The organism is Streptomyces sp. NPDC055025 (assembly GCF_053608565.1).
On the sequence record NZ_JBSGVS010000108.1, the window covers coordinates 1 to 18,911 of the forward strand.

14 protein-coding genes are annotated in these 18,911 nt (G+C 68.9%); 2 read left to right on the forward strand and 12 right to left on the reverse strand.

The window, feature by feature from the left end; genetic code table 11:
* Positions 1–99: 99 nt before the first annotated feature.
* From ACWGDX_RS37590 to ACWGDX_RS37645, 12 genes are all read right to left on the reverse strand, one after another.
* Positions 100–843: an IPT/TIG domain-containing protein gene (locus tag ACWGDX_RS37590; protein ID WP_453633074.1), complete on the reverse strand. Its 744-nt coding sequence runs from the start codon at positions 841–843 to the stop codon at positions 100–102.
* Between the two features lie 642 nt (positions 844–1,485).
* Positions 1,486–3,426, reverse strand: a complete 1,941-nt coding sequence (locus ACWGDX_RS37595) for a TIGR03960 family B12-binding radical SAM protein (protein WP_453633076.1) — start codon at positions 3,424–3,426, stop codon at positions 1,486–1,488.
* Between the two features lie 60 nt (positions 3,427–3,486).
* On the reverse strand, positions 3,487–5,160 hold the full coding sequence (locus tag ACWGDX_RS37600; protein WP_453633078.1) for a CYTH and CHAD domain-containing protein: 1,674 nt from the start codon (positions 5,158–5,160) through the stop codon (positions 3,487–3,489).
* Between the two features lie 69 nt (positions 5,161–5,229).
* On the reverse strand, positions 5,230–6,432 hold the full coding sequence (gene rodA, locus ACWGDX_RS37605) for a rod shape-determining protein RodA (RefSeq protein WP_453633080.1): 1,203 nt from the start codon (positions 6,430–6,432) through the stop codon (positions 5,230–5,232).
* A gap of 3 nt (positions 6,433–6,435) precedes the next feature.
* Entirely contained in the window at positions 6,436–8,610 is a 2,175-nt protein-coding gene (mrdA, locus tag ACWGDX_RS37610; protein WP_453633081.1) for a penicillin-binding protein 2, read from the reverse strand.
* A complete protein-coding gene (gene mreD, locus ACWGDX_RS37615) occupies positions 8,607–9,275 on the reverse strand; it encodes a rod shape-determining protein MreD (RefSeq protein WP_453633083.1) in 669 nt (222 codons plus the stop codon). The genes mrdA and mreD overlap by 4 nt, the downstream gene beginning before the upstream one ends.
* A gap of 11 nt (positions 9,276–9,286) precedes the next feature.
* Complete coding sequence (gene mreC / locus ACWGDX_RS37620; RefSeq protein ID WP_453633085.1) at positions 9,287–10,366, reverse strand: rod shape-determining protein MreC; 1,080 nt, start codon at positions 10,364–10,366, stop codon at positions 9,287–9,289.
* 164 nt (positions 10,367–10,530) lie between these two features.
* Positions 10,531–11,550, reverse strand: coding sequence for a rod shape-determining protein (locus ACWGDX_RS37625; protein WP_046498926.1), 1,020 nt, complete (start codon positions 11,548–11,550; stop codon positions 10,531–10,533).
* A gap of 253 nt (positions 11,551–11,803) precedes the next feature.
* Positions 11,804–12,217 carry a nucleoside-diphosphate kinase gene (ndk, locus tag ACWGDX_RS37630; RefSeq protein WP_453633087.1) on the reverse strand — a complete coding sequence of 138 codons (414 nt, stop codon included), beginning with the start codon at positions 12,215–12,217 and terminating at the stop codon, positions 11,804–11,806.
* Between the two features lie 126 nt (positions 12,218–12,343).
* Positions 12,344–12,748, reverse strand: coding sequence for a DUF4233 domain-containing protein (locus tag ACWGDX_RS37635; RefSeq protein WP_453633089.1), 405 nt, complete (start codon positions 12,746–12,748; stop codon positions 12,344–12,346).
* Between the two features lie 5 nt (positions 12,749–12,753).
* A complete protein-coding gene (gene folC / locus ACWGDX_RS37640; RefSeq protein WP_453633090.1) occupies positions 12,754–14,268 on the reverse strand; it encodes a bifunctional tetrahydrofolate synthase/dihydrofolate synthase in 1,515 nt (504 codons plus the stop codon).
* Between the two features lie 141 nt (positions 14,269–14,409).
* Positions 14,410–17,031, reverse strand: coding sequence for a valine--tRNA ligase (locus tag ACWGDX_RS37645; RefSeq protein ID WP_453633092.1), 2,622 nt, complete (start codon positions 17,029–17,031; stop codon positions 14,410–14,412).
* 136 nt (positions 17,032–17,167) lie between these two features.
* On the opposite strand from ACWGDX_RS37645, the gene ACWGDX_RS37650 reads away from it, so the two are divergent.
* Positions 17,168–18,121 carry a hypothetical protein gene (locus ACWGDX_RS37650; RefSeq protein ID WP_453633094.1) on the forward strand — a complete coding sequence of 318 codons (954 nt, stop codon included), beginning with the start codon at positions 17,168–17,170 and terminating at the stop codon, positions 18,119–18,121.
* Between the two features lie 132 nt (positions 18,122–18,253).
* Positions 18,254–18,862 carry a Uma2 family endonuclease gene (locus ACWGDX_RS37655; RefSeq protein ID WP_382866723.1) on the forward strand — a complete coding sequence of 203 codons (609 nt, stop codon included), beginning with the start codon at positions 18,254–18,256 and terminating at the stop codon, positions 18,860–18,862.
* Positions 18,863–18,911 lie beyond the last annotated feature (49 nt).

The following is an 18,911-nucleotide window of genomic DNA, read 5'->3' on the forward strand; positions in this document are numbered from 1 at the left end:
CGGCCACTCCGCGGGGTGGCCGCGCACCCCCTTCCGAGTACCGGAACCCCGCTGGGTACCGGCTGTTCCGCGCAGACGCGGTCGGATACGCAGACGCGGTCAGATACCGGGACCCGCGACGTAGGTGAACCCGTCCACCGCGGTCGCGCTGCCCGCGTCGTTGCTCACCACGACGTCGACCGGGCCGGCCGCTCCTGGCGGGGTGACGGCCGACACCGCGGTGTCGGAGATCACCGTGAAGGGTGCCGGGGTGCCGCCGAAGGTGACCCCGCTGGTGGTGGTGAGACCGGTACCGGCCACCGTCACCGGGGTGCCGCCCGCCGTCGGTCCCTCGTCCGGGGTGACGGTGGTGACGGTCGGAGCCGCCACATAGGTGTACGAGAGCCCGTTGTTGGTGCCCCCGGCCGTAGTGACACTGACTCCGACCGAACCCGCCGCCCCGGCCGGCGCGAGAACGGTGATCTGACCGTCCGACACCACCGTCGGCACCGCGCTGTTGGCGCCGAAGGCGACACTGGTGGCACTGGAGAGACCGGTGCCGTTGATGGTGACGGTCTCGCCGCCGGCCGTCGAACCGGAGGTCGGGCTCAGGCTCTGCTTGAACGGCGCCCCGACGTAGAAGAAGGAGATCGGGTTGCTCGTCCCCCCAGGCGTGGTCACGGTGACGCCGACCGCCCCGTTGCCCGCGGGCGACACGGCGGTGACCTGGGTGGGCGAGACATTGGTGACGGAGGTGGCGGACCGGGTGCCGAACCGCACCGCGGTGGTGCCGGCGAGGTTGGTACCGGTGATGGTGACGAGCGTGCCGCCGCCACTGGATCCTTGGTTCGGACTGATTGGCATGAGAGATTCCTCCTCGCTCGGAACGCGCTATATTCCGAGCAGTGGTCGGGCATTCGGACTCGCATATGTCCCGGATCGGAGCGAGTCGGCTCTCGTGTCCACTGTGGTGACTCGATGGCTTTGCGTCGGCGTCAGGGTGCGGTACGAGCCTCTCGCGCCACACGCAAAGCCATTGAGGAACACATCCTGGGCGCGCACTTCCGCGCGGGTTCAGGGGTCGGTTCGCCTCTGATCGAGGATTCTGCGTCCGCCGATGCGGAGACTTCAGTCACCCACCGGAGTGAAGTCCCCGGCAAGGGATTTAACAAGCAGTCACCCGTTTGGGCGAGCGCACCAAGGAAAAAAGCGCGGGCGCACTCACAGCGCATCCCCTAAGAACGGATAGTAGGACTATTCCGCTGGGGCACCTCGTCCATTGATCCCGAATTGATCGGGCGCGACCGCGGGGCAGCGCAGAAGCCAGGAGACGGCAGAGGCGGAGCGGTCCGAGAGCCGTGGCCCTCACACCCGCTCCGCCTCTGCCGGAGTGTCAGCGATACGCCGTACCGCCTCGCTCAACACGCCTCGCTCAACACGGCTCGCACCACGCGGCTCGCTCAACCCGGCTCACCCCGGCGCGAGTCCGCCCCGCTCAGCGCGCGTTCACGCGCCGGACCCGGCCTTGACCACCGTCAGCGGCAGCAGCTTCTTGCCCGTCGGGCCGATCTGGATGTCGAGGTCCAGCTGCGGGCAGACACCGCAGTCGAAGCACGGGGTCCAGCGGCAGTCCTCGACCTCGGTCTCGTCGAGCGCGTCCTGCCAGTCCTCCCAGAGCCAGTCCTTGTCGAGACCGGAGTCCAGATGGTCCCAGGGCAGGACCTCCTCGTAGGTGCGCTCGCGGGTCGTATACCAGGCGACGTCCACGCCGTACCCGGGCAGCGTCTTCTCCGCGCACGCCATCCAGCGGTCGTACGAGAAGTGCTCGCGCCAGCCGTCGAACCGGCCGCCGTCCTCGTACACCGCGCGGATGACCGCGCCGACACGCCGGTCGCCGCGCGAGAGCAGGCCCTCGACGATGCCGGGCTTGCCGTCGTGGTAGCGGAAGCCGATCGAGCGGCCGTACTTCTTGTCGCCGCGGATCTTGTCGCGCAGCTTGCCCAGCCGCGCGTCGGTCTCCTCGGCGCTGAGCTGCGGCGCCCACTGGAACGGGGTGTGCGGCTTGGGCACGAATCCGCCGATCGAGACCGTGCAGCGGATGTCGTTCTGTCCCGAGACCTTCCGGCCCTCGGCGATGACCTTGACGGCCATGTCACCGATCTGGAGGACGTCCTCGTCGGTCTCGGTCGGCAGACCGCACATGAAGTACAGCTTCACCTGCCGCCAGCCGTTGCCGTAGGCCGTGGAGACCGTACGGATCAGGTCCTCCTCCGAGACCATCTTGTTGATGACCTTGCGCATACGCTCGGAGCCGCCCTCGGGGGCGAAGGTCAGCCCGGACCTGCGGCCGTTGCGGGTCAGCTCGTTGGCCAGATCCACATTGAACGCGTCGACCCGGGTGGACGGCAGGGACAGCCCGATCTTGTCCGCCTCGTACCGGTCCGCGAGCCCCTTGGCGATATCACCGATCTCGCTGTGGTCGGCGGAGGAGAGCGAGAGCAGACCGACCTCCTCGAAGCCGGTCGCCTTCAGCCCCTTCTCGACCATCTCGCCGATCCCGGTGATGCTGCGCTCGCGCACCGGGCGGGTGATCATGCCGGCCTGGCAGAAGCGGCAGCCGCGGGTACAGCCGCGGAAGATCTCCACGGACATCCGCTCATGGACGGTCTCCGCGAGCGGTACGAGCGGCTGCTTCGGGTACGGCCACTCGTCGAGGTCCATGACGGTGTGCTTGGACACCCGCCACGGCACTCCGCTCCTGTTCGGTACGACACGGCCGATACGCCCGTCCGGCAGATACTCGACGTCGTAGAAGCCCGGCACATACACCCCGCCGGTCCTGGCGAGCCGGAGGAGGACCTCCTCGCGCCCGCCGGGACGGCCCTCCGCCTTCCAGGCGCGGATGATCTCGGTGATCTCCAGGACGGCCTGCTCGCCGTCGCCGATGACCGCGCAGTCGATGAACTCCGCGATCGGCTCGGGGTTGAAGGCCGCGTGGCCGCCCGCGAGCACGATGGGGTGGTCGACGGTACGGTCCCGGGCCGCCAGCGGGATGCCCGCGAGATCCAGGGCGGTGAGCATATTGGTGTAGCCCAGCTCGGTGGAGAAGCTCATCCCGAGGACGTCGAAGGCGGAGACCGGGCGGTGCGAGTCCACCGTGAACTGCGGCACCTTGTGCTCGCGCATCAGCTCTTCGAGGTCCGGCCAGACGCTGTACGTACGCTCGGCGAGCACGCCCTCGCGCTCGTTCAGCACCTCGTACAGGATCATGACGCCCTGGTTGGGCAGGCCGACCTCGTAGGCGTCCGGGTACATCAGCGCCCAGCGGACATCGCACGCGTCCCAGTCCTTGACGGTGGAGTTCAGCTCGCCGCCCACGTATTGGATCGGCTTCTGCACATGCGGGAGCAGGGCTTCGAGCTGCGGGAAGACCGATTCAGGCATCACGGATCTTTCGTGGACCGACAGGTGTACCGACAGGGCTGGCCATCCAGCCTACCCCGGCGCTCAGCCGGTCAGATCCGCCCGCAGCCCGGGTGCGGACCCCCGCTCCCACACGAGGGGCAGCTCCCGCTCCCGGCGCGCGGCCTGGGCCTCCTCATGGCCGTGCAGCAGACCCCAGGTGAACGCGGACTCGCCCGCCGCGTGGGCGTGGATACCGAGGTCACGGAGGGCCTCACGGGCCACCACACTGTCCTGGTGGTCGCCGAGGACGTTCTGTACGGCCTTCATCCGCCCGGCGAACCGCTTGGCGGGCTTTCCCAGGGCGGGCCGGCCCGCCTCGGCCGCGTAACGGACACGCTTGGCCGCCTTGCGGGCGTTGTGGAGGGCCACGTCCCGCTCCTCGCCCGGTGACAGCTCCAGCGCCTGTTCGACACGGCCCGCCAGCCGCCGGTAGTCCTTGAGGATCGCCGCGGGCAGCACCTTCCGGGGCCGTTTCGCCGCGTCCGGCCGCAGCGGCGGGTCCGCGAGCAGCGTGTCGAGGCTGTTCAGCAGGGCCAGATACCGCTCGCTGTCGAGCACGGCGACGGTCGTGCTCCGCGAGCCCGCCCGGCGGCCCGCGTTCCAGATCGTGAGCCGGGCGCGCACCGGGCCGAGCACCAGCGTCCCGGGCAGCTCGTCGATCCGTGAGCACAGCCGTTCGTCGAGGACCTCCTGGTCACGGTCGATGCCCAGCTCCGCGGCGAGCCACTTCAGCTCCTCGCCGATCGGGTCGGTCACGGACCGGTCGACGACCTTGCCGTACGTACGGAACGCGGAGCGCATCCGGCGGGTGGCGACCCGTAGCTGATGCACGGAGTCCGGCAGATCGCGGCGGACGGCGGGATCCTGGGCGACGATCGCGTCGGCCTGGGCCCGCAGATAGGCGAGGACATGGTCCGCGGCGGTGACGCGGCCCTTCCCCGCACCCTTGTCCTTCTCCTTGAGACTCTTCTCCTTGAGACTCTTCCCCTTCGGACCCCTGCCCTTCGCGCCCTTCGCGCCCTTCCCAGAAGCCTTTCCCACGGCCTTCCCGGCCGTCCTCCCCGCCCCCGTCTCCGCCAGCGCCCTGCTCAGCTTCGACGCGGCGGACGACGGACGCAGCCCCGCCTTGCGCAGCTTCTTGTCCACCGCGTCCAGCACCGCCGGATCGGCGTCGTCGGTCAGCTCCACCTCGACCTCGGTCCACGAGGTGGCGACCATGGTGTCGCCGAGTCGCTGCGCCCGTACGGTGTCGACGCTGATCTCCGCGAGCGGGGCGCCGTCGCCGCCGAGCAGCCGGCTGATGTCACGCGAGGTGCGCAGCCGTACGACGGGGACCAGGCGCGCGCCGCGGACCCGGGAGCGGAGCAGGGCGGCCAGTTCGTCGGGAACGGTGTCGGCCAGCGGTGCCCGGATCTCGTCACGGACACCCGGCGCGACGGGCAGTTTGAGATGCCAGCCCGCGTCCTCGCCGCCCGTCCTGCGCCGGAGGGTGAGGGAGCCGGCGGCCAGGCGCAGATCCGGGGTGTCGTAGTAGACCGCGTCGAGCTCCACGACCCCGTCGGCGCGGACGGCGTCGACCCCCTTGGCCCGGGTCAGATCCGGCAGTCCGGGGACTCCCCCGGACGCCGCCCGTCCCGCGGACCCCGCCGCTCCACCGTCTCCGGAACGGCTCGGGAGTTCGTACTTACGTTCGATCTCTCGCTTCGTTTCCGCCATACTCTGGAACATACCCGCGATTTACCGTCATAGGGCCGCCAGCGACTCCCACTGGCCCACGGGCCTCGCTCAGAGGGCCGCCAGCGGCCGCTGCACCCGGATCGACTGGAGCAGCCCCACCGCGATCCAGACCGCGAACATCGACGTACCGCCGTACGACACGAACGGCAGCGGCAGACCCGCCACCGGCATGATGCCCAGCGTCATCCCGATGTTCTCGAAGGACTGGAACGCGAACCAGGTGATGATCCCGCCCGCGATGATCGTGCCGTACAGATCCGTCGCCTCCCGGGCGATCCGGCAGGCCCGCCACAGCACCACACCGAGCAGCACCAGGATCAGCCCCGCGCCGACGAATCCCAGCTCCTCGCCGGCGACCGTGAAGACGAAGTCCGTCTGCTGCTCGGGCACGAACTGGCCGGTGGTCTGGGAGCCCTTGAAGAGCCCCGTACCGGTCAGTCCGCCCGAACCGATCGCGATCCGCGCCTGGTTGGTGTTGTAGCCGACGCCCGCCGGGTCCAGCTCCGGATTGGCGAAGGCCGCGAAGCGGTTGATCTGGTACTCGTCGAGCACCCCGAGCGCCGCGACCGCGATCGCACCGATCGCGCCGGCGCTCACCAGCCCGATGATCCACCGGTTGGAGGCGCCCGAGGCGAGCAGCACACCGAGCACGATCACCACCATGACCATCACCGAACCGAGGTCCGGCATCATCATCACGACGATCATCGGGACCACCGCGAGACCGAGCGACTTCGCGACGATCCAGTGGTCCGGATGGTCCTGGTCCCCCGCGTCCACCCGGGCCGCCAGCATCATCGCCATGCCCAGGATGATCGTGACCTTCACGAACTCGGACGGCTGGAGCGAGAAGCCCCCGGGGAGCAGGATCCAGGCGTGCGCGCCGTTGATGGTGGCGCCCAGCGGGGTGAGGACCAGCACGACCAGCACGAGGGAGAGCCCGTAGAGCGCCGGCACCGCGCCCCGCAGTGTGCGGTGCCCCAGCCAGATCGTGCCGACCATCAGGGCGAAACCGATACCGGTGTTGAGCAGATGACGCAGCAGGAAGAAGTACGGATCGCCCTGGTTGAGCTGCGTACGGTTGCGGGTCGCCGACCAGACCAGCAGCGAGCCCAGCAGCGACAGCGCCAGTGACGAGAAGAGCAGCGGCCAGTCGAGCCTGCGCGCCATCGAGTCACGGGCCGCGAGCCGGGTCCACGTACCGCGCTGCGGACCGTACCCGGAGACCGAGAAGCCACCTGTGCCGGCCATCGCTCAGTCCCTCCGTGCGGGGGTCACCGCGGGCGGACCCGCGAGAAGCTGCTCGTCCAGGGGTTCCTTCGGCGGCTCGTACGGCTCGATCTTCGGCGCCTCGATCGAGCCGTCCGGCTGGATCTTGGGCAGTTCCGTGCGCGGCTCGGGCATCAGGGCCTTGCCGAGGTCCTGCTCGCCCTTCGGGTTCAGCCCGTACATCGCCTCGTAGATCTTCCGCACGGCGGGCCCCGAGGCGCCGGAGCCGGTGCCACCCTGGGAGATCGTCATGATGATCGTGTAGTCGCTGGTGTACGACGAGAACCACGAGGTCGTCTGCTTGCCGTAGACCTCGGCCGTACCCGTCTTGGCGTGCATCGGGATCTGCTTCTGCGGCCAGCCGCCGAACCGCCAGGCGGCGGAACCGCGGGTGGTCACGGCCGCGAGAGCCTCGTCTATCAAGTCGCGCGTCTTCTGCTCCATCGGCAGCCTGCCGTGGGACTTGGGCTCGATGTTCTTGACCTGCTTGCCGTCGGCGCTGATGATCGCCTTGCCGACGAGGGGGTCGTAGAGGATGCCGCCGTTGGAGATCGCCGAGTAGATGGTCGCCATCTGGATCGGTGTGACGAGGATGTCGCCCTGGCCGATCGAGTAGTTGACGGAGTCACCGGCGCGCATCAGATTGCCTTCGAGGCAGCCTTCGTAGGCGAGCTGCTGGACATAGGTGCCGCCCTTCTTGCCCTGCTTGCACCAGCTGTCCTTGTTGGCCTTCCAGAACCTCTGCTTCCACTCGCGGTCGGGGACCCGGCCGGTGACCTCGTTGGGCAGGTCGATACCGGTCTCCTTGCCGAGACCGAACTGATGGGCCGTCCGGTAGAACCAGTTCTTGGCGTCCTTCTTGGGCTTCAGCCCGCCGTCCTTGATCCACTCCTTGTGCGCGAGCCCGTAGAACACGGTGTCGCAGGAGACTTCGAGCGCCTTGCCGAGGGTGATGCTGCCGTAGCCCCTGGACTCGAAGTTCTGGAAGACCTGGCCGCCGACACTGTACGAACTGGGGCAGGGGTAAGCGCCGTTGAAGTCGTAGCCGGCGTTGACCGCGGCGGTCGACGAGACGACCTTGAAGATCGAGCCGGGGGCCGCCTGGCCCTGGATGGCCCGGTTCAGCAGCGGGAAGTTGGAGTTCTTGCCGGTGAGCCGCGCGTAGTCCTTGGCGGAGATACCGCCCACCCAGGCGTTGGGGTCGTACGTCGGCTGGGAGGCCATCGCCACGATCCTGCCGGTCTTCGCCTCCATGACGACGACGGCTCCGGAGTCGGCCTTGTAGTGCGTGTTGGTGTTGCGGTCCATCTCCTTGCGGGCGGCCTTCATCGCCTCGTTCAGCTCGTACTCGGCGACGGCCTGCACGCGCGCGTCGATGGAGGTGACGACATGGGCGCCGGGCTCGGCCTGGTCGCTGCGGGCCAGTCCGATGACCCGGCCCAGGTTGTCGACCTCGTAACGGGTGACGCCGGCCTTGCCGCGCAGTTCCTTGTCGTACGTACGCTCAAGGCCCGAGCGGCCCACCTGGTCGGAGCGGAGGTACGGCGACTCGGTGTCCTGCGCCTTGGTGATCTCGCCGTCGGTGACGGGCGAGAGATAACCGAGCACCTGGGCCGTGTTGGCGAGACCGGGCGCGGTGTAGCGGCGTACGGCGGTGGGCTCGGCGGTGATACCGGGGAAGTCCTCGGCGCGCTCACGGATCTGGAGCGCCTGCTGGGTGGTGGCCTCGTCGGTGATCGGGATCGGCTGGTAGGGCGAACCGTTCCAGCAGGGCTGCGGGGTCTTGGAGTCGCAGAGCCTGACCTTGTCCATCACTTCCTTGGGTTTCATCCCGAGGACATCGGCGAGCCGGGTCAGTACGTCCTTGCCTCCGTCGTCCATCTTCATCAGGTCGGTACGGCTGGTGGAGACAACGAGCCGGGTCTCGTTGTCGGCGAGCGGCACACCCCGGGTGTCGAGGATCGAACCGCGCACGGCCGGCTGGACGACCTGCTGCACATGATTGCTCTTGGCCTCGTCCGTGTACTCGTCGCCGTTGCGGACCTGGAGGTACCAGAGCCGGCCGCCGAGAGTGAGGAGCAGGGAGAAGACCAGCACCTGGATGACGATGAGCCGGATCTGGACCCGCTGTGTCCGCCCGGTCTCCGGGATATTGCTCAAAGCCGCTTGACCCCCTTGATACGTCCCGCCCTTGCCGCGCGGTTACGGGCGGCCCTGACCCACAGTCCGCCGCGCTGGCCGCCGATCCGCAGTCCCGTGCCGGTGGCGAGCCAGCCGGAGGAGACATCGGAGCCGCCGCCGGTCTCGGTCCCGGCCAGCGGATCGTTCTCGGCGCGTCTGGCCAGCCACATGACCAGCGGTACGACGAACGGCGCGAGCAGCAGATCGTAGACGGCGGCGGAGAACAGCAGTCCGGCCAGGCCCACATGGCGGGCGGCGGTGTCACCGACAAGGGCGCCCACCGCCGCGTACAGCAGTGTCGAACCGAGCGCCGCGGCCACGACCGCGGTCATCGGGGCGAGCGCCGATCTCATCTGGCCCTTCTCGGGCCGGGCGAGACCCGCCAGATAGCCGATCACACAGAGCACCAGGGCGTAGCGCCCGGCGGCGTGGTCGGCGGGCGGGGCCAGATCGGCCAGCAGTCCGGCGCCGAAGCCGATGAACGCGCCGCCGACATGTCCGTACACGAAGGCCAGCGCGAGGACGACGAGCAGCGTCAGATCGGGGACGGCGCCGGGGAGCTGAAGTCTGGCGAGGATGGACACCTGGACGACCATGGCCACCACGACCAGGGTGGTGGAGAGCAGAATCCGGTTGAAGCGCATGGGAATCAGCCCTACTCCTGGTCGTCCGCTTGACCGTCGGGATTGTCTTGTGCGTCGCCGTCGCCCGGCGGATTCGCGGGTGGGACGGCGGGCGGATTCGCCGGCGGATTGCCTGTGCCGTCGCCCGGGTCCGTGCCGCCCGCGATATCGGCGGCCTCGCCGTTGACTTCGAGATTGGCGTCGGGCGACGGGGTGACGGTGACCGTCACGGTGGGCGTCGGCTCGGCCTTGGGCTTGGGCGGCAGCACCGTGTCCCTCGGATCGGTCCGGGGCGCCTCGACCACCACGCCGACGATGTCCAGCTTGGTGAACCCGACGAAGGGCCGTACGTAGATGGTCCGGGTGAGATTGCCGCCGGACGGATCGACCCGTACGACCTGGCCGACCGGGACGCCGGGCACGAAGGGCTTGTCCCTGCTGGAGCCGAAGGTCACCAGCCGGTCGCCGTTCTTCACCTTCGACTTGCCGTTGAGGAGCTGGACGGAGAGCGGACGGTCGCCCTGCCCGGTGGCGAAACCGAGTTCGTCGCTCGCCTCCATACGGGTGCCGACGGTGAAGTCCGGGTCGTTGGCGAGCAGTACGGTCGCGGTGCTCGGGCCGACGGTGGTGACCCGGCCGACCAGTCCGTCCCCGTTGATGACCGTCATGTCGCGCTGGATGCCGTCGTCGGATCCCGCGTCGATGGTGACCGTCCAGGAGAAGCCCTGGGCCGCTCCTATGGCGATGACCTCGGCGCCCTTGATCCCGTACTGGCCCGCGCCCGCCTTCTTGAGCATCTTGTCGAGTTCGCGCACCCGGCTGCGGTTGCGTACATCGCTGCCGAGCCGGGTCTTGAGCGCGGTGTTCTCCTTCTGGAGCGCGGCGATACGGTCGTGCCGCGCGCCGGAGTCCCGTACCGCTCCTATGGCGTTGCCCACCGGATTCACCGCGGACGCGACGCCGTTCTCCACCGGGCCGAAGACCGACGCGGCGACTCGCCGCGCGCCCTCGACCGGGGACCCCTCGCCACCGCGGATGTCCACCGTGATCAGTGCGAACGCGATGGCGATCAGCAGCACCAGGAGCAGCCGGCTCTCTCGTGTGTCCCTCACGTGCGGCGGCCGTGCCTTCCTCGTAGGAATGTCTCTGTGTCTGTGCCGGCGGTGTGTACGCCGGCGCCCCCGCCGTACGGGAGGTCCGAGGCCCCTACCGGTGGTGCCTCCGGGCCGCCTGGCCACCGGGCCGGGCGATACGGAGGCTCATGCCATCGGCGGGGTCACCGGCGGGGCTGGGCGTCCAGCACCTGCTGGAGCGCCTCGAACTCCTCGACGCACTTGCCGGCTCCGAGCGCGACGGAGTCGAGCGGGTCCTCGGCGATATGGATGGGCATTCCGGTCTCCCGGCGCAGCCGCTCGTCGAGACCACGCAGCAGCGCGCCGCCGCCGGTGAGCACGATCCCACGGTCCATCACATCGCCGGACAGTTCGGGCGGGCACTTGTCGAGTGTCGTCTTCACGGCGTCGACGATCGAGTTGACCGGCTCCTCGATGGCCTTGCGGACCTCGGCGGCGGAGATGACCACGGTCTTCGGGAGTCCGGAGACCAGGTCACGGCCGCGGATCTCGGTGTGTTCGTCCTTGTCGAGGTCGTATGCCGAACCGATGGTGATCTTGATGCTCTCGGCGGTCCGCTCACCCAGGAGGAGGGAGTACTCCTTCTTGATGTGCTGGATGATCGCGTTGTCCAACTCGTCGCCGGCGACACGGATCGACTGCGCCGTGACGATTCCGCCGAGGGAGATCACCGCGACCTCGGTGGTACCGCCGCCGATGTCGACCACCATGTTGCCCGTGGCCTCATGGACCGGCAGTCCCGAGCCGATGGCCGCGGCCATGGGCTCCTCGATGATGTGCACCTGGCGCGCGCCGGCCTGGGTGGAAGCCTCGATAACGGCACGGCGCTCGACGCCGGTGATACCCGAGGGCACACAGACGACCACGCGCGGCCTGGCCAGATAACGACGCTTGTGGATCTTGAGAATGAAGTAGCGCAGCATGCGCTCGGTGATTTCGAAGTCGGCGATCACACCGTCCTTCAGTGGCCGGACGGCAACGATGTTGCCCGGTGTCCGTCCGATCATCTTCTTCGCTTCGGCGCCGACTGCGAGAATACCGCCAGTGTTGGTGTTGATGGCTACGACGGACGGCTCGTTGAGTACGATCCCCCGGCCTCTGACGTACACCAGCGTGTTGGCGGTCCCGAGGTCGACAGCCATGTCACGGCCGATGAACGACATGTTGTTCCCCATGAGGATGCGTCTGGCCTTCCCAGATAGAGCTTTGATGGCTTCTCAGGATGGCGAGGTGGCTGCTGTGGCTTGGAGGCTTCCATCGTAGTCACGCCTGCGCGACGTCCGCTCGCTGGCCCACCTCAATGAGGGTGACGAAGAAGCGGCCCGCCACGTTCCCGGAATTGCCCCGCATATGCCCAAAGGCGACCGAATTCCTTCGGTCGCCTCAGGCTGTAGGCCTCGTTCGGCTGACTGGCGGTCAGGAAAGGCCGGGAAAGAAAATTTTCAGTTCCCGAATGGCGGACTCCTCCGAGTCCGAGGCGTGGATCAGGTTCTCCCGGACAATGGTGCCGAAGTCCCCCCGGATGGACCCGGGCGCTGCGGCGATCGGGTCAGTGGGACCGGCCAGGGCGCGCACGCCCTCGATGACCCGCTCGCCCTCGACGACCAGAGCGACGACCGGCCCCGAGGCCATGAAGCCGAGCAGCGGCTCGTAGAACGGCCGGCCCTTGTGCTCGCCGTAGTGCTGCTCCAGCGTCTCCTGGTCGAGCGTGCGCAGTTCGAGAGCGGTGATGGTCCAGCCCGCCTTGCGCTCGATACGGCCGATGACCTCGCCGATCAGCCCGCGCCTGACCGCGTCGGGCTTGAGGAGGACGAGAGTGCGCTCGGTCACGGTACAGGCTCCTTCATGTGCGGGTGCAGGATCTAGTGCTGTGGCCGGAAAGGTTCACCGGCTCGCGACGCCCGGCAAAGCCTCCCGGCCACAGCACTAGAGGCTACAGGGCCCGACCCGCCTCGATTACACAGCGTCAGCCTCTGCCGAGGCCTGTCCCGGGGCCTGTCCCGAGGCCTCCCCGGACCTTTCCCTGGCCTCGGCCTGTTCCGCCCAGCGCGCCTTGGCCTGGTCGATCACCCGTCCGTAGTGCACCGAGGCCCACCACAGGGCCGCGAAGACCGCCCCCAGCGCGAACATCGCGGGCACCACCACACCGCTGGCGACCAGCGCGATCTGGAGCGCCCAGCCGAGCTGTACGCCGCCGGGGCGGGTGATCATCCCGCAGAGCAGCAGACACAGCGCCATCGCGACACCGCAGACCGTCCAGACCGTACCCACCGACAGATCGTCCGACTTCATCGCGACCAGACCGGCGAAACCGATCACGAAGATCTCGGCGAGCAGCGTCGACGCGCAGAGCGTACGCAAAGAATTCAGCCCCTCTTCAGCAGCAGCCGGGCCTCGCCGACCGTGATCACCGAGCCGGTCACCAGCACCCCCGCGCCCGCGAACTCGGACTCGTCCTCGGCCAGCGTGATCGCCGCCTCCAGCGCGTCGTCGAGACGCGGCTCGACCTGCACCCGGTCGTCACCGAAGACCTCGACCGCGACGGCGGCCAGTTCGTCCGCGTCCATCGCGCGGTAGCTCGAATTCTGGGTGACCACCAGCTCCGCGCAGATCGGCTCCAGCGCCTCCAGCACCCCGCGCGCGTCCTTGCCCTCGCCGGCGCCCACCACACCGATGAGTCGGCTGAAACCGAAGGACTCGCTGATGCCGGCGGCGGCGGCGCGCGCGCCCGCCGGATTGTGCGCGGCGTCCAGCACCACCGTGGGCGAACGCCGTACGACTTCGAGCCGGCCCGGCGAGGACACCGACGCGAAGGCCTTGCGGACGGTGTCCATCTCCAGCGGACGCGCGTGCTCGGCGCCGATACCGAAGAACGCCTCGACCGCCGCGAGCGCCACCGCCGCGTTGTGCGCCTGATGGGCGCCGTACAGCGGCAGGAAGACCTGTTCGTACTCACCGCCGAGACCGCGCAGGGTCAGCAGCTGCCCGCCGACCGCGACCTCCCGGGCCACCACACCGAACTCCATGCCCTCGCGCGCGACCGTCGCGTCCACATCGACGGATTTCTTGAGCATCACCTGCGCCGCGTCCACCGGCTGCTGAGCCAGGATCACCGTCGCGCCCCGCTTGATGATCCCGGACTTCTCCACGGCGATCTCACCGGGCGTCTCCCCCAGCCGGTCCGTGTGGTCCAGATCGATCGGGGTGACGACGGCGACGCCGGCGTCGATGACATTCGTCGCGTCCCAGCTGCCGCCCATACCGACCTCGACCACGGCGACATCCACCGGCGCGTCCGCGAACGCCGCGTACGCCATGCCCGTCAGCACCTCGAAGAAGGAGAGCCGGTACGGCTGCGAACCGTCGACCATCTCGATATACGGCTTGATGTCCTCGTACGTCTCGATGAACCGCTCGGCGGAGACCGGAGCGCCGTCCAGACTGATCCGCTCGGTGACCGACTGGACGTGCGGGCTGGTGTACCGGCCGGTACGGAGATCGAACGCGCCGAGCAGCGCCTCGATCATCCGGGCCGTGGACGTCTTGCCGTTGGTCCCGGTGATGTGGATCGAGGGATACGAGCGCTGGGGGTCCCCCAGCACATCCATCAGCGCGGCGATCCTGCTCACCGACGGTTCGAGCTTGGTCTCGCCCCACCGGCCCGCGAGCTCCTGCTCGACGGCGCGCAGCGCCTTGTCCACCTCGGGGTCCTCGGGCCGCCCGGGGACGCCGTCCCCCTGTGCGGGCCCGGCCTGGGCGCGCAGCGTACGGCTGCCGGCCTCGATCACCGCCAGGTCGGGATCACGCTCGGTCTCGGCGGCGACGATCTCGTCGAAATCGTCGGGCTCGCCGGGCTGGTCGAATGGACGCTGCTCGCTCACACCCCCAGTCTACGGAGCCCCGCCCCACCCCCCGGTCCCGCCTCCCCCGGGGGCCGGGCCCGTACGCCGGAACCCCCCGGCCGTCGTGGGCCGGGGGGTTCCAGGGTGCGATCGGGGTGGAATCGGAGGGGCGGTCCGGGGTCAGTCCTGCGGCAGGGCCGCCACCTGGGCCGTGATCCGCTCGATGTCCGCCTCCGCCTTGGCCAGTCGGCCCCGGATCTTCCCGACCACCTGGTCCGGCGCCTTCGCGAGGAACGCCTCGTTGCCGAGCTTCGCCTCCGCCTGCGCCTTCTCGCTCTCCGCCGCGCCCAGATCCTTCGTCAGCCGCTTGCGCTCCGCCTCGACGTCGATCACGCCCGACAGGTCCAGCACGACCCGCGCCCCCGCGACCGGCAGCGTCGCCGTCGCCTGGAAGGAGTCGCCCTCCGGCTGGAGCCGCAGGAGCCGGCGGATGGCCGCCTCGTGCGCCGCCAGCGCCGTACCGGACAGATCCAGCCGCGCCGGCACCTTCTGCCCCTTCTTGAGCCCCTGCTCGGCCCCGAACCGGCGGACCTCGGTGACCACCTGCTGGAGATCCCCGATCTCCCGCTCGGCCTCCGGGTCACGGAACCCGCTGTCGACCGGCCAGTCCGCGACGACGACCGACTCCTTGCCGGTGAGCGTGGTCCACAGCGTCTCCGTGACGAACGGGACCACGGGGTGCAGCAGCCGCAGCATCACATCGAGGACCTCACCCAGCACCCGCCCGGAGACCCGCGCCTGCGCGCCGCCCTCGAAGAAGGTGGTCTTGGACAGCTCGACGTACCAGTCGAAGACCTCGTCCCAGGCGAAGTGGAAGAGCGAGTCCGAGAGCTTCGCGAACTGGTAGTCCTCGTAGAACGCGTCGACCTCGGCGACCACGGCGTTGAGCCGCGACAGGATCCACCGGTCGGCGGCGGACATGTCGGCCGCGTCGGGCAGCGGGCCCTCGACCGTCGCGCCGTTCATCAGCGCGAAGCGCGTGGCGTTCCAGATCTTGTTGGCGAAGTTGCGGGACGCCTGGACCCAGTCCTCACCGATGGGCACGTCGATACCCGGATTGGCGCCACGGGCAAGGGTGAAGCGAACCGCGTCCGAACCGTACTCGTCCATCCAGTCCAGCGGATTGACCGCGTTGCCGAAGGACTTCGACATCTTCTTGCCGAACTGGTCGCGGACCATGCCGTGCAGGACGATCGTGTGGAACGGCGGTGTGCCGTCCATCGCGTACAGGCCGAACATCATCATCCGGGCGACCCAGAAGAAGAGGATGTCGTAGCCGGTGATCAGAATCGAGTTCGGATAGAACTTCTCCAGACTCGGCGTCTGTTCGGGCCAGCCCAGAGTGGAGAACGGCCACAGGCCGGAGGAGAACCAGGTGTCCAGGACGTCGGAGTCCTGCCGCCAGCCCTCGCCCGTCGGTGCCTCGTCGTCCGGTCCGACACAGACGGTCTCACCGTTCGGGCCGTACCAGACCGGGATGCGGTGGCCCCACCAGAGCTGGCGCGAGATGCACCAGTCGTGGAGGTTGTCGACCCAGGCGAAGTAGCGGGACTCCATCTCCTTCGGGTGGATCGCGACCCGTCCGTCGCGGACCGCGTCACCCGCGGTCTTCGCCAGCGGCCCGACCTTGACCCACCACTGGAGCGACAGCCGCGGCTCGATCGTCGTCTTGCAGCGCGAGCAGTGTCCGACGGAGTGCGGGTACGGACGCTTCTCGGAGACGATCCGGCCGTCGGCCCGCAGCGCGGCGACGATGGCGCTGCGCGCCTCCATCCGGTCGAGCCCCTCGAAGGGCCCCGGCACGGTGATCACGGCACGTTCGTCCATGACCGTGATGTTCGGCAGGTTGTGCCGCTGACCGATCTCGAAGTCGTTCGGGTCGTGTGCCGGGGTCACCTTGACCGCGCCCGTGCCGAACTCGGGGTCGACATGGGTGTCCGCGACGACCGGGATCGTACGGTCGGTGAGCGGCAGCCTGATCCGCCTGCCGACGAGATGCGCGTACCGCTCGTCGTCGGGGTGGACGGCGACGGCGGTGTCGCCGAGCATCGTCTCGGCGCGGGTGGTCGCGACGACGACGGAGTCCTCGCCGTCCCCGTACTTGAGCGAGACCAGCTCGCCGTCGTCCTCCTGGTACTCGACCTCGATGTCGGAGATCGCGGTGAGACAGCGCGGACACCAGTTGATGATGCGCTCGGCGCGGTAGATCAGCTCGTCGTCGTAGAGCTTCTTGAAGATGGTCTGAACGGCCTTGGACAGGCCCTCGTCCATGGTGAAGCGCTCGCGCGACCAGGCGACGCCGTCCCCGAGCCGCCTCATCTGCCCGGAGATCTGTCCCCCGGACTCGTTCTTCCACTGCCAGACGCGCTCGACGAACGCCTCACGTCCCAGATCGTGCCGGGACTTCCCCTCCTTGCCGAGCTCACGCTCGACCACGTTCTGCGTCGCGATGCCCGCGTGGTCCATCCCGGGCTGCCACAGCGTCTCGTACCCCTGCATTCGCTTGCGGCGGGTGACGGCGTCGATGAGCGTGTGCTCGAAGGCGTGCCCGAGGTGCAGGCTGCCGGTGACGTTCGGCGGCGGAATGACGATGGTGTAGGGCGGCTTCTCGCTCTTCTCGTCCGCTTCGAAGTAACCGCGGTCTACCCAGCGCTCATACAGCTTCCCCTCCACCTCGGCCGGCGCGTACTGGGTCGGCAGTTCGGGGTTGCTGGCTGGCTGCTGCTGAGTGTTCTCGGTCACGGGGTCAGTTTAGAGGTGTCACGGGCGCGTACTGAAACGGGATAGTTCGGTAACGGAGCCGCCCCGGGTGGCCCAGGTCACTGTCTCTTCCGTCAGGATGTTCGAAACGCATAAGTTTCTGGAGGGGACAGAACCGATGAGTTACAACCAGCCGGGCCCGTACGGTGGCCAGCCGCCTCAGCAGCCTGGGCCGTACGGTCAGCCGCAGCCCGGTCCCTACGGCCAGCAGCCTCCCCAGGGACCGCCGCAGCCCGGCTACGGTTATCCGCAGGCGCCGCAGGGTGTGCCGCCGCAGGGGCCGCCGCCGCCCGGTACGCCGCCGGGGTACGGCTATCCGCAGCAGCCCGGCCCGTACGGGCAGCCGCCGCAGCAGCCTCCGTACGGTGGCGGCGGCCAGTACCCGCCCCCTCCTGCGGGCCCGGCGCCCAAGAAGAAGACCGGTCTGATCATCGGTGTCGCCGTGGTGGCGCTCGCGGTGATAGCGGGCGGCGCGTACTTCCTGACCTCGGGCGGCGGTGGCGGCGGCTCGGTCGCGGACGACGGCCCGCACAAGCTGACGACGCCCGCGGATGTCATCGGCGGCACGTACAAGAAGGTCGACGCGGGCGTCGGCGGCGACGCGGGCATGTCCGAGAAGGACCTCAAGGACATGGAGAGCTGGGGCGTCAAGAACCCCAAGGACATCGGCGCGGGCTACACGTCCGGCGGCGACTCGCTGACGAGCAAGCAGCTCACCTTCAGTGGTGTCTACGGCGAGATCGAGGACCCGGAGGCGGTCGTCGACGCGCTGTTCGCCAAGATGAGGACGGAGGCGTCCACGGACAAGGCCGGCGACGGCGAACTGGTCGGCAGCCCGGAGGAGTTCAGCCCCGCCGGGTTCGAGAACGGCGTCATGAAATGCCAGGAGGCCAAGATCACGGACAGCGGCCAGACGTCGTCCTTCCCGACCTGCATCTGGGCCGACCACAGCACCGTCGCCTATGTCCTCTCGATCGACCTGGCCCAACTGGCCACCGGCAAGGGCACACCCCTGGAAGACGCGGCGTCCCTCGCCGCCAAACTCCGCGCCGACGTCCGCGTCGCGCTCTGACCCGCGTCCCACGCGCAGCGCACCGCGGCGCCCGGCGGTCGACGTGACCGGCCGGGCGCCCGCTTTTCACGCTCCAGCGTCTCTCGGTTACGCTGAGTACCGGACTGGCCTGCTGCGCGAGGGAGACGCATCATGACGGTGATGCTTGAGCGCCCGACGATAGACGGCAACGACCCCCGACGCTTCGAGGAGCTGTGCGAGGCCCTCGACCAGCTCAACGTGCCGGACGGCTTCAAAGCCGAGATCATCAGGGGGAACATCGTCGTGTCGCCGTGGTCGAAGGCGTACTACCTCGACGTCATGGATCTGATCTGCGATCAGCTCCGTCCCCATCTCCCGGAGGGTCATCGAGTCAGCTCCGCCCCGGCGCTCTACGTGTTCCCCGGCGTTGAGCGGGCGTACGGGCCGGATGTGCATGCGGCCGACCGCCGGACCCGGAGGACGACGAGTCGCCATCTGGACGGGGAAGGCCTGTCCTTCATCGCGGAGCTGACCTCGGCCTCGACGCGGGACGCGGATCTGGTCGACAAGGTCGAGCGCTACGGCAAGGCCGGTGTTCCCGTCTATCTGCTGCTCGACATGCAGGAGGACAGCGCCACCGTCTTCTGGTCGCCGGCCGCCAAGGGATACGCGTCCCGTCTCACCGTGCCGTTCGGCAAGGAGATCCTCATTCCCGCGCCCTTCAACTGCACCCTCAGCACCACCGGATTCCAGGCACCGTTCGAGTACGACGAAGACTGATCCGGGGCACGAGGACACGACACGCGGGAGCGCCCGGCCGGTTGAACCG